Below are 11,775 nucleotides of genomic sequence, written 5' to 3'. Positions count from 1 at the left end.
GGACCGCTTACACGTTCCACCTGCCCTGCTTCGCCCTCTGTAACCGGGCACGGCCCGCTTACACGTTCCTCTCACCCCGCTTCGCCCTCTGTAACCGGGCACGGCCCGCTTACACGTGCCACCTGCCCCGCTTCGCCCTCTGTAACCGGGCTTGGACCGCTTACACGTTCCTCACGCCCCGCTTCGCCCTCTGTAACCGGGCTTGGACCGCTTACACGTTCCTTCCGCCCTGCTTCGCCCTCTGTAACCGGGCTTGGACCGCTTACACGTTCCTTCCGCCCTGCTTCGCCCTCTGTAACCGGGCACGGCCCGCTTACACGTTCCTCTCACCCCGCTTCGCCCTCTGTAACCGGGCTTGGACCGCTTACACGTTCCTTCAGCCCCGCTTCGCCCTCTGTAACCGGGCACGGACCGCTTACACGTTCCACCCGCCCTGCTTCGCCCTCTGTAACCGGGCTTGGACCGCTTACACGTTCCACCTGCCCCGCTTCACCCTCTGTAACCGGGCACGGACCGCTTACACGTTCCTTCCGCCCTGCTTCGCCCTCTGTAACCGGGCACGGACCGCTTACGGAATCTAAAAGTGTGTCGGGGGGAGGCGGCGGCATGCGGGGCATCGTTCTGCAAGGGCTAGGTGAAGTGCGGAGGAAGCGATAGGAAATTGAATCCGCAACGGGGTTATACGCCGGCCCGGCGGCACGTATCCTTTTCGACCCGTCGCAACAACAAACGCGCCGCCCGATCCCGAAGGACCGGACGACGCGCGATTAGCTTCCCTATGGATTACCTTCACTCACTGCCGTCGCTCAACGCCGCAACTCAGCGCCGCCGCTCACCGCTTCGGCTCACTTCCATCGCTACCGTCGCCCAACAGCCGCGGTTCACCGCTATCTCCAACTAACTATCCTTGCTTCCCTATGTACACTCCCGCTGCTACAGCGTAACCCAGCCGAACTTGATCGAATGAATAACCGCCTGCGTGCGGTCGTCGACTTCCATCTTCTGCAGAATGCTGCTGACGTGATTCTTGACTGTCTTCTCGCTGATGAACAGGTGCTCGCCGATCGTCTTGTTGCTCTTGCCCTCGGCCATCAGCCGCAGCACTTCCGCCTCGCGGCGCGTGAGAGGGTTGTTGCCGCTTGGCACGAACTTGGTGATCGTCTCGCGGCTGGCTGCGGCGCCGGATGCGGCTCCGATCTCGTCGAGATACGTCATGCGGCGGAGCTGGTTGATCAGCTTGCCCGTCACCTTCGGATGGATGTAAGCGTGTCCCATCGCCACCGTGCGGATCGCGTTGATGAGCGACTCGGCCTCCATGTCCTTGAGCAGATAACCCGAAGCGCCCTTGCGAAGCGTCTCGAAGACGTAGCTCTCGTCATCGTGGATCGAGAGAATCAGCACCTTAATATCCGGGAAAATATCGCGAAGCCGCTCCGTGGCGATAACGCCGTTCTCCGTCGGCATGTTGATGTCCAGCAGCACGACGTCCGGCTTGATCCGGTTGCAGAATTCCAGCACCTGAATGCCGTCTCCGCACTCCCCGATGACCTCCAAGTCGGATTCCATGTTTAAGATTCGCTTCAACCCTTCGCGGAACAGCTGATGATCGTCAGCCAGCAATACCTTAATCTTGCGATTCGCCGTCGTGTTCTCCATAATCCCCCAACTCCTTTCGCAGCTTTGCGTTAATCGGAACTTGTATGGCAATGGCCGTCCCAAGCCCGGCGCCCGATTCGATCTCGATCTTCCCTTGCAGCAAGTCCACCCGCTCCATCATGCCGATCAGCCCGAATTTGGAGAAGCTCTTCGCCTTGGATTCGACGGACCCGACTTCGAAGCCGACTCCGTTGTCCCGGATGACGAGGTCGATGCGCTCCTCCTGGAACTGAATGTCCAGCGAGACGAACGTCGCTTCGGCATGCTTCTGTACGTTGTTGAACGCTTCCTGCACGAGCCTGAACATCGCGGCTTCCAGCGCGGAAGTCATCCGCCTCTCCTTGCCGGCGGCTTCGAACGTCGCCCGGATCTTCGTGCGTTCCTCGAAGTCCTGCACGAATTTGCGCAGCGTCGGCACGAGTCCGAGATCGTCTAAGGCCATAGGCCGGAGGTTAAAAATAATTTTGCGGATCTCGCTGAGATCGAGGCGAATCTGCGTCTTCAAGTCTATTAGTTCGCTTCGTATGACCTCCAATTCCTGCGTGCCCAGCATGCGCTCGGCAATCTCCGTTCGCAGCACCAGGTTAGCGAGCGACTGCGCCGGGCCGTCGTGAATCTCCCGGGCGATTCGCTTGCGCTCTTCCTCTTGGGCCAGAATAATCTTGAGCCCGATCAGCTGGCGGTTCTGTGTCGACTCGAGAATGCGGGTGACCTGCGTGAGATCGCCCGACAGGTAGCTCAGCACCACGTTCATCTGCGAGCCGATCGTCTCCGCCCGCTCGATCGACAGCTCCACGTTCTTGGTGCGGGCTTGAAGCTCGTTGCGGCGAGTCCTCAGATAACTCTCCTTCTCCCGATAGACCATCAGATCCAGCTGCAGAGCGGTCGCCTTCTCATAGGCAGCCTTGATGTCCTTCTCGGTGAAACGGACGAAGTCGCGGCTGACCTCCGTGAGCCGATGCCGCGCCAGCCGGTATTCCCGTTCGAGACGATCGACCTGATCGATCGTCTCGCTCGTCTCCTGCAGCACGCGGTCCAACTCTTGGGTCAGCGTCTGCAGCTCGCGCCTCGCCGCTTCGCCAATCTCAAATATCTGCATCTTGCTGTCTTCCATCACTTGAACGGCATTCTGGATGACCTGATCAATCTCCGCTATCCGATATTCCACGCCCGCGACTCTCCTTCTCTAACCCGAATTCATCATATCATAATTTCTGGGTCCTATGAATCTGATAGAGAGGCTTCAGGCCCATTGTTAAGAGATTGTAATCGTTTTGTTCTTGCCGTCGTAGGCCACTTTAAGACCCAGCTGTTCGGAGACGACGCGCAGCGGCGCGAGCGTCCGTCCGTTCTGGATGATCGGAGCCGCAGGCGTCGGCACGCGGACGCCGGTGGCGATCATATCGGAGCGGCCCATCCACAGCTCGACCATCTTGTCGCCCCGGATCATGCTGACCTTCTTCTCCGTCTGATCCCAGCCGATCTCGCCGCCCAGCGCGTCGGAGATGAAGCGCAGCGGCAAGTAGGTCGTGCCGTTCAGCACGAACGGCGCGGTATCGAGCTGCACGGCCTGGCCGCCGACCGTCGCTTCCTTGCTGCCGATCTTCAGAAGCAGGCTCGTCTCGTTCTCGGCCGCCGTGTTCGGCGGAATCTGCAGCGCCAGATTGTCGAACGCGACTTCGCCTTGCAGCGAGCGTTCGTCCTGATCCTTGGCGAGATTGACGACGTACAGCTTCGTCAGCTTCGCCGGAAAGGTCAGACCGCTGTCGGACAGATCGACGCGAATCGTTCTCCACCCGGTCCAGTCGATCTGCTTGGCAATATCCGCGTAGACCTTGTTCCCCTTCGCATCGAGGAATTCCGCCCGCAGCCAGTTGAAGCTGTTGTCGCCCAATACGTCGAGCGTCAGCGCGCTCGGTCCGCCGTCGACCGCGATGCCCTTGCCGCCATTGAGCACGGCGTAAGCGAAGCGGTCGACCGTGCCTCCGGTCGTGAAGTCGTACGTGAGGTTGAGCGCCTTCGTGCTCTCCTGGCCCGACAGCCCGGTGACGAGCGATACGCCGCCCTTCGTGGAATCGGCCGGCAAGCCCGAGAAGGTAATGCCGTAGCCGACGTTCTCGAAGTTCTCGAGCGTCTTCTCGGTGCCCGGCGCGAACACCGCCATCGTCGAGAAGCCGTCGTAGCGGGCGATCGCGTAGCCGATCTTGGTGCCTGAATCCACGCTCTGAATCGTCATCTTGCCGTCGTTCACGCTCGCCTTGAAGCCTTTGAACTCCCACTTGACGGAGGAGGCCGGGACGGCCAGCTCCCGTCCGTCCATCAGCCGCGCCGTCACCGGCACCGGGATGGTAGAGCCCGGCGTCAGGACCGTCGTGCTCGGCGCGATGCTCAGCTGCTCCAGTTGATCGCCGCCGACGACCTCAATGTCGACCGAAGCGCTGGCGCCGCCCGACTTGACGGTCAGCTTCGCCGTTCCCGGCTTCGCGGCCGTGAAGACGCCGTTCTGGAAAGAGCCGATCTCCGTCGTGCTGGCGCTCCATTGCGGCGTCAGGCCGGACGGGTCGATCGGGTTGTAATAGGTGTCGTACGCCTTGAGCGAGTAAGACGCCTGCTGTCCGATGAACAGCGTGCTCGGGCCGCTGGCCGCGATGCCCTTGATCGTGCCTTGCGGCGCGGTCGTGTAGACCCCGATGCCGTTGGAGACGAGGCGCTGCTGCGTTCCGAAGTACGTCGGATGCGCCAGCACCGGCGCGAACTCCCCTAGCGGGCGCGTCATCATCGTCGTCGAGCCGCCGCCGTCCAGATCGACGCCTTTGTACACGCCGAGCTGCAGCATGATCTGCTGAAGCTCCTTCAGCGTAACGCCCTTCAGCCCGCCGTTCTCCTCCACCGTGATCAGATAGACGGTCTTGCCGTCCTTCGAATAGCCGACGGCGGTCCGCGCCCGGTCGGCCGAACCGCTCACGCCGCTGATGTCGCGCGAGAAGGAAGCCGCCGCGCCGTTGTTCACCAGAATCGTGTGGCCGCCGACCAGCATCTGGAACGAGGACGGGTCATACGATTGGCCGGTCTTCTGGGAGACGAGGCTGTAGAGCGAGCTCACCTTGTCGCCGACCTTCAGATGGCCCGTGATGAAGTCGGCCGCTTCCTTGTGCCCGCGCAGAATATAGCCGTTCGCCGGGATCGGGGTCGCGATCTGCTTGCCCGCCGCGATCTCCGTCACGACGCCGTCCACGACGAGCGCTTCCGTCGGCGTCGTGCTGCTGGCCATCGGCCGCTGCGAAGCGGTCCAGTTGTCCGTGTAAATGTAGAGCTTGCCGTAGTGGCTGTAGCCGTTGTCCGGCTCCGTCATGTACGCGCCCTTGTTGATGCCGGTCAGCGCGAACGTCGCGCCGTCGGCGGCCGTGACGCTGCCCGTGAAGTTGAACAGGTCGATCATCGGCTGGCGGTCCTTCGTGACGGCGAACGCGTACATCCCTTGCAGCTGCGAGGTGCTGGCCAGCAGCTCGCCGGATTTGATGACGGCGCCGAAGGCCGCGCCTTCGCTAGTCGGAGACGTGTTGTACACGTCGGCGTTGATGCCGGCGACGGCGCCCGTCTCCTTCACCATGCCGCCGACCGATTGGTGCGTGGTGACACTATCATTCTTGCCTACCATTGTGTTCAATTGAACGTACGGATTCGATAGATCAATCTGCAGGACATGGACGAGCTGAGCCGCTTCGGCCGGATTCGAGGACACCCACTGATAGTCTAGTTGCTTCGCGCCAGAGGTGACCATCGACTCTCCCTGCTGCACGAGCTTATAGGTAGCGGCCGTAGCGGCTTCGGCTATCGAAGCTTGTCCGACGAATGGCACGGGAATCCCGGCGACAGCCCCGAAGACCAGCGTTCCGGCGACGACCGGCACGATGCACTTGCGACAGATACGATTAACGGTATGAAATGGCAAACGAGTCATTTAAGCTCTCCCATGAATAGTTAGTATGCAAAACTATGAGACCTTGGGAGCACTCTCCCAGATGTTCCTATTAATTAAGACTCAAAAACGCCCGAAAAGTTACATCGGGGCGCTGATTCTATGAAATTTTTCATTATGGGAAGATATGAGATTCGGAGGCGCGGGGAAAAGAGCCCGCAGGACTGTCCCCTGGACGAACCAGGAACAGCCTTGCGGGCTCTGTGCGTGCGCTTCTATTGAGGGTGAGTAAGCGTTAAGCCATTGCGCCTTGCTTCAGCACGTCGACCTTGTCCACGCGTTCCCACGGCAGGTCGAGGTCCGTACGGCCGAAGTGGCCGTATGCGGCGGTCTGCTTGTAGATCGGGCGGCGCAGGTCCAGCATCTTGATGATGCCGGCCGGGCGAAGATCGAAGTTGTCCCGCACGAGCTCAACGAGCTTCTCTTCGCTAACCTTGCCCGTGCCGTACGTATCCACGTTGATGGATACCGGATTCGCTACGCCGATCGCATACGCCAACTGGATCTCGCACTTGTCGGCGAGGCCGGCAGCGACGATGTTCTTCGCGACATAACGGGCGGCGTAAGCAGCGGAACGGTCAACCTTCGTCGGGTCCTTGCCGGAGAAGGCGCCGCCTCCGTGACGGGCATAGCCGCCATAGGTGTCGACGATGATCTTGCGGCCGGTCAGGCCGGCGTCGCCCTGCGGTCCGCCGATGACGAAGCGGCCGGTCGGGTTGATGAAGAACTTCGTCTCAGCGTCAATCCACTCAGACGGTACGACAGGCTTGATGACATGATTGCGAATGTCTTCTTGAATCTGCTCCAGCGAGATCTCTTCCGAGTGCTGCGTCGATACGACAATCGTGTCGACACGCGTCGGCTTGCCATCGACGTATTCGATCGTGACCTGCGTCTTGCCGTCCGGGCGCAGATAGTCGAGTGTGCCGTTCTTGCGCACTTCCGACAGGCGGCGGGACAGTCGATGCGCCAGGGCGATCGGCAGCGGCATCAGCTCCGGCGTCTCGTTCGTCGCGAAGCCGAACATGAGGCCTTGGTCGCCTGCGCCGATGTCGGCGTTCTCTTGGAGAACGTCCTTGCCGTCGCGGCTCTCCAGAGCGGCGTTAACGCCTTGGGCGATGTCCGCGGACTGCTCATTCAGCGAAGTCAGGACCGCGCACGTGCTGGCGTCGAAGCCGTACTTGGCGCGGGTATAACCGATCTCGCGAATGGTGCTGCGCACCAATGCCGGGATATCTACATAATCCGCCTTGGTGCTGATCTCTCCGATAACCAGAACAAGACCGGTTGCTACCGAGACCTCGCACGCAACGCGGGCATAAGGATCTACTTGAAGGAACGCGTCAAGCACCGCGTCAGATATCTGATCGCAAATTTTATCCGGATGGCCTTCCGTGACCGATTCGGATGTAAAGAGATGTCTTCCTTGAATCGACAACTCCCCCAACCTCCCCACACAAAAAATGAACCTTTTCCGGTAGGAAAAGGTTGTAGACAGACCTTCAGATGATAATAATACCCGAAATGTCGAGGGGTGTCAATGGAACCTTCGCCTATCCAGTTGGGGAGTTACAGCAGCGTCTGCTGGGCTTGCTGAACGAGCCGTTTGGTAATTCCGCCGCCTACCGCTCCCGCTTCTCGCGCCGTGATGTTGCCCAAATATTGTTCCCCGCCGCCGGCTGGAATACTCCCCAGCTCGCCCGCGAATTCGGCATCCATCGAGCCTGCGCCTGGCGATCCGAACGGAACGCCGAGCTCCGACGCGATCTCATACTTCATCTGGTTGAGCGCCTGCGCACATTCCGGAACGAGCTTGCGGTTTCTGCTTCTGCTTGCCATCTGGCTGGCACCTCCTTTGAATTATGACGGTCTTATTGTGCTCGGAACCGCCCAATCGGAAGCATCTAACATAATGGCTTGGCGGGAAAATAACGGCTCAAATAGCCGCATACGCAACCTGCGCATGCGGCTTCTGGGCTTCATTCGATTAACTCTGAATATATCCGATATAATTTAGCATTCGATCCAGCATGACAATGGCTTGCGCTCTTGTCGCGTTGTCCTGCGGCTGGAACGCGGTCGCCGACATGCCATTCATAATGCCGGCCGCGATGTTCTGCAGCACGGCCTCCTTAGCATAAGAGCTGACGCTGTTCTTGTCCTTGAAGGCGTTCAGCTCGCTGCCCGCATACGAGACGGACTTGCCTGCATAAGTCATCGCCCGCTGCATCATCAGCGCCATCTCTTCGCGCGTGATCGAGGCTTCCGGACGGAATCGGCCGTCGGTGCCGCCCTGCACGATTCCTGCCGCCGAGGCCGCGCCGATGTATGCCGCGTCCGAGCCGGAAGCATTCACATCATTATAGCGCGCCGCCGAGCTTCGGCTGCCTTCTAGACCGAGCGCCCGCACGATGTACTTCGCGAAGTCGCCGCGCGTAATGTTCGCATTCGGCTTGAAATAGTTGCCGCTCGCCCGGTCAATAATAAACTTGGATGCCAGCGTGTTCACGCTGTCCTTCGCCCACTCGATCTGGCTGACGTCGCTGTATACCCTTGAATTGCTGACCGCGGCATATAAGCCGTTGCCTTTGCGACTGGAGCTCATGATAACGGCATTGCCCGATCTCGTCAGCGTCGTCGGTGTGTAGAGAAGATCGTTGATCTCGTCGTCGAACCGCACGACCGACAGCTGCGCATCCTCGAAGTTAGCCCCGCCGGGAACCTTAATCGAACTGATCACTTCGTTATCGAACGCTTCGACTTCCTTCTTCACGCCATTGGCTACCGTGAACGCGGTAAAGTCAGCGGAAGGGGCAAGCAATCGGCCGCCCTGCAGGCTTAACATCGAATTCAGCTTCGGATCGCTTGCCTTCTCGATCTGGAGAAGCAGATAAGCGGAAGGGTCCGTACTTAAGATCTGGCTTAAGGTGCTGCTGTTGATCGCCAGCAGCGGATATTCCATCTGATAGACGCCGTAGTCGACCCGAATGACACCGCTTGGAGCGCGGGTGTTGGCATTGAGAATGCCCCTGATCGGAATGGCGACCATCGCGCCCGGTTCGCTCTCCGGCACGACAACATTCAGCATCGTCTGGGTGAAGGCATTGTTCGTCTTAAGCACGGAGAATGCCGTTGCAACCAAGTCGCCGTCGAGCGTGTATCGATTCGCTCCCGTGCCGGAGCTTAAGGTATCCGTCGCTGCCGTCGCATGCTCGATGTCGAACAGCAGTCCGCCTTCGCCGTTCGCCTTCACGTAGTTAGGCAGGCCGTTCGCGGAAGACGCGATCGATACCGGACCGAAGGAAGCAACGGCCTTGCCGGCGGAATCCAACAGCGACGTGCCCGATGAGGTGTACGTGACCGCCACCGTCTCGCCTGCCGGCGGAGCTGTTAAGAGCGCGAGCTTAACAGCTGGACCCGATACGTCAACCGCGCCAACCGTCAGTGTCACGCCGCCTGCCGCTACCCGGAATTGCGACGCGCTTGGCTCGGAAGTGCCATCCAAGCTGCCGCTGAAGAGCAGCGTGACGATCGAATCATCTACCGTTCCGCTTGAATAAATAACCGCCGAAGCCTCTCCCTGCGACACCTGATAGTTGTTGAAGGCAGCTGCGGGGTTACCCGCCATGTCCTTCAGCACGGACGTTCCCGGCATGTAGGAGACTTGCACCGAGCCCGAGCCGATCGCCTGCGGCATCGTCAGCTTAACGGTGTTGCCATCGATGCTGACCGAATTGACCGCGATGACCGTACCGTTCACGCGCACGAGGAAGTTCGTTCTGCCAGGCGTCGAGCCGCTGTCCAGCCCCTCATTGAACACGAGGCTGACCACCGAACCCGACACAGATCCGCCGTTCAAGGCGGGAGGCGTCAGATCGATGCCGTTCGTCACCGAGAAGTTGGTGAAGGCGGCCACGGCATTGCCGCTAATATCGCGAAGCGGAGCGCCGTCCGGCTGGTAGGAGATCGTCACCGGCTGTCCGGTCGTCGGCATCGTATTGAGGACGAACGTGAGCGTAGACCCATTCAACGCCAGCGTTCGGATGATGACCGGAGAGCCGTTGTATTGAACGGCAAATTGCGATGCCGCATTGCTAGCCAAGCTGTCTAGCACCTTGTTGAATTGCAGTGTCAGGACGCTGCCGTTGATCGTGCCGGCCAGCGGGGCAGGCAACGTGCCGGCCGCCGAGTTGGCGACGTCTCTGGAGCTCAGGTTCGCCGCCTCGTTAAGCGACAAGTCGCGGATCGGATGAGTGCCTGCCGTATACGCGATCGTGACCCTCTGCCCGACCGGAACGCTGTTCTGCAGCTTAACCGCCACCTGCTTGCCGGAGACCGTAACCGCCAGCGCCTGAACAGGCACGTCGCCAACGGTGACATAGAAGTTCCCGGCATCCGGCACCGAGGACTCATCGAGCTCCTCGCTGTAGTTCAGCAGCACCGACAGCCCGTCCATCGTCGCCGAGTTGAACTGCGGCTTCGTCGTGTCGGAACCGATCGTCTGGAAGCCCCAGTAGTAATCGTTCAGAATGCCGGGGAAGCCGTAGCCGCCCAAGCTCGTAATCGCGTTCCTGTCGATATAGATCGCATAGCCCGCGCCGGCCGCGAAGCGCGTCGCCGGGTCAGCCGGCGTCAGATTGACGGTCGTGGAGTCCGAAGGCGACACCGCGAGCCTCAGCGGGATCGTCGGCGCTGTCGGAGCAGACAGCTGCTTAATCCATGCGCCGCTAGCGTTCCCGATCGTCACCGCTTTGTTGAATTTGATGGCGAACAGGTTGGCGTCCACCGCGACGCTCTTCACGCCAGCAGACGGAGACAGCGAGACAACCTCCGGCGGCTGTACGTCCTGGATGACACGAATGCTCCAGTTGCTGCTGCCGGCATAGTTGTTGCCTGCGGCGTCATGGAAGGCAAGCGAATCGATGACAACCGTGTACGTCGTATTATTCGCGAAGGCGGCGCAATGTCCGACCGACGGCTTAATCGTCAGCGTGTCCGTATCGTAGCCGTCAACCGCTCCCGACTCCGCGGCGATCGTGCAGAACGCGGCGTTGCCCTGCTTAATCGTCACACTGCCGCTGCCGGCGTACATCTTCTCGCTAAATTTGATTTTTAGATAACCGTTCAATTCCCCCATGATGCCCCCGCTCGTCGGCGTGAAGTATTCAACCGTCGGAGGCGTGCGGTCCATCGCGGCCTTCGTCTTGAACGGCCACACCGTCGGGTCCGTGATACCGTACGGATTGTTGCCGAGGTCAAGCAATGCCCCCATGTCCATGAGAATGTAATAGTTTGTCGCGGAGTCGAGCTTGGCCAACCGAATCGTAACCGTCTTGTCTCTAATCGACACCGAGCCCGAAGTGACCGCGATCGTCTGCACCGTCGCATTGTCCGATTGGCGCTTGACATAGATGTTGCCTGAGCCCTTCTTCATTGGCTTCTGATAGTCTATCGTTAGCGCGATGGCTGCATCGGCGCTTACTTCGGCATAGCCAGGAGTCGGATTGTAGACGGGAGCGAGCGCAGCGTCCGGGGCAACCGTGAACTGCCACGTTGAGGTTCCCGCATACGGGCGGCCTGTGCTCTGGCTGGCGAAAGCACCTGCGTCGACGATAACGTTGTAATTCCCGTCCGTCAGCGGCGCATCCAAAGCGATCGTCGCAATCCTCGTCGGCTGCTCGAGCAGCACGCGGTTGACGTCCATCACGTCGATCGGAGCGCCTACCGTAGCCCAAGCGCCTGCATTCTCTCTCTGAACTGTAATATAGCCGGCACCTCGAATGATGTTCTCATCGAAGGTGAGGGTTAGATTGGTACTCGATGGAGCCAGCAGTTCGCCGGACGGCGGAACGAGCTGCCTCACGATCGGGCCATAGGTGCCACTCGCGTAAGCTGTAGAAGAATCGCCCCAGCCGCCCAACGGAACAATCATTTGGACGAACAGAGCGGCTGCGACGAATACGGCGATGGAACGGATTCGTGACAATTGCAATGGATAACCTCCCGCGAAGAGCATAGTCGTACTTTATATTTCGGCTCGAACGGGAGGGAAATTTAGGGTTGCGGGGAAAAGTGTGTCGTTAGACTTTTTCCATTTATTCCTGGTTATATACCCTATATCACTGACACTATCTTTCAGT

At 59.8% G+C, this 11,775-nt stretch carries 6 protein-coding genes; all 6 read right to left on the bottom strand.

The window, feature by feature from the left end; all coding sequences use genetic code 11:
- Positions 1-933: 933 nt before the first annotated feature.
- The 6 genes from H4Q31_RS16015 to H4Q31_RS15990 all read right to left on the bottom strand — a co-directional run bounded on the left by H4Q31_RS16015 (position 934) and on the right by H4Q31_RS15990 (position 11,627).
- Positions 934-1,656 carry a response regulator gene (locus tag H4Q31_RS16015; RefSeq protein ID WP_185180062.1) on the bottom strand — a complete coding sequence of 241 codons (723 nt, stop codon included), beginning with the start codon at positions 1,654-1,656 and terminating at the stop codon, positions 934-936.
- Positions 1,625-2,824, bottom strand: a complete 1,200-nt coding sequence (locus tag H4Q31_RS16010) for a sensor histidine kinase (RefSeq protein WP_185180061.1) — start codon at positions 2,822-2,824, stop codon at positions 1,625-1,627. The genes H4Q31_RS16015 and H4Q31_RS16010 overlap by 32 nt, the downstream gene beginning before the upstream one ends.
- 87 nt (positions 2,825-2,911) lie before the next feature.
- A complete protein-coding gene (locus tag H4Q31_RS16005; RefSeq protein ID WP_245347260.1) occupies positions 2,912-5,617 on the bottom strand; it encodes a stalk domain-containing protein in 2,706 nt (901 codons plus the stop codon).
- A gap of 253 nt (positions 5,618-5,870) precedes the next feature.
- Positions 5,871-7,073 carry a methionine adenosyltransferase gene (metK, locus tag H4Q31_RS16000; protein ID WP_185180060.1) on the bottom strand — a complete coding sequence of 401 codons (1,203 nt, stop codon included), beginning with the start codon at positions 7,071-7,073 and terminating at the stop codon, positions 5,871-5,873.
- Between the two features lie 131 nt (positions 7,074-7,204).
- Positions 7,205-7,474 carry an alpha/beta-type small acid-soluble spore protein gene (locus H4Q31_RS15995; protein ID WP_185180059.1) on the bottom strand — a complete coding sequence of 90 codons (270 nt, stop codon included), beginning with the start codon at positions 7,472-7,474 and terminating at the stop codon, positions 7,205-7,207.
- 148 nt (positions 7,475-7,622) lie between these two features.
- Entirely contained in the window at positions 7,623-11,627 is a 4,005-nt protein-coding gene (locus H4Q31_RS15990; protein ID WP_185180058.1) for a SwmB domain-containing protein, read from the bottom strand.
- Positions 11,628-11,775 lie beyond the last annotated feature (148 nt).

The organism is Cohnella lubricantis, assembly GCF_014212015.1.
GTDB classification, from domain to species: Bacteria; Bacillota; Bacilli; order Paenibacillales; family Paenibacillaceae; genus Cohnella; species Cohnella lubricantis.
The sequence above is the reverse complement of the archived record's forward strand: the minus strand, read 5'-3'. Positions and strand labels throughout refer to the sequence as shown.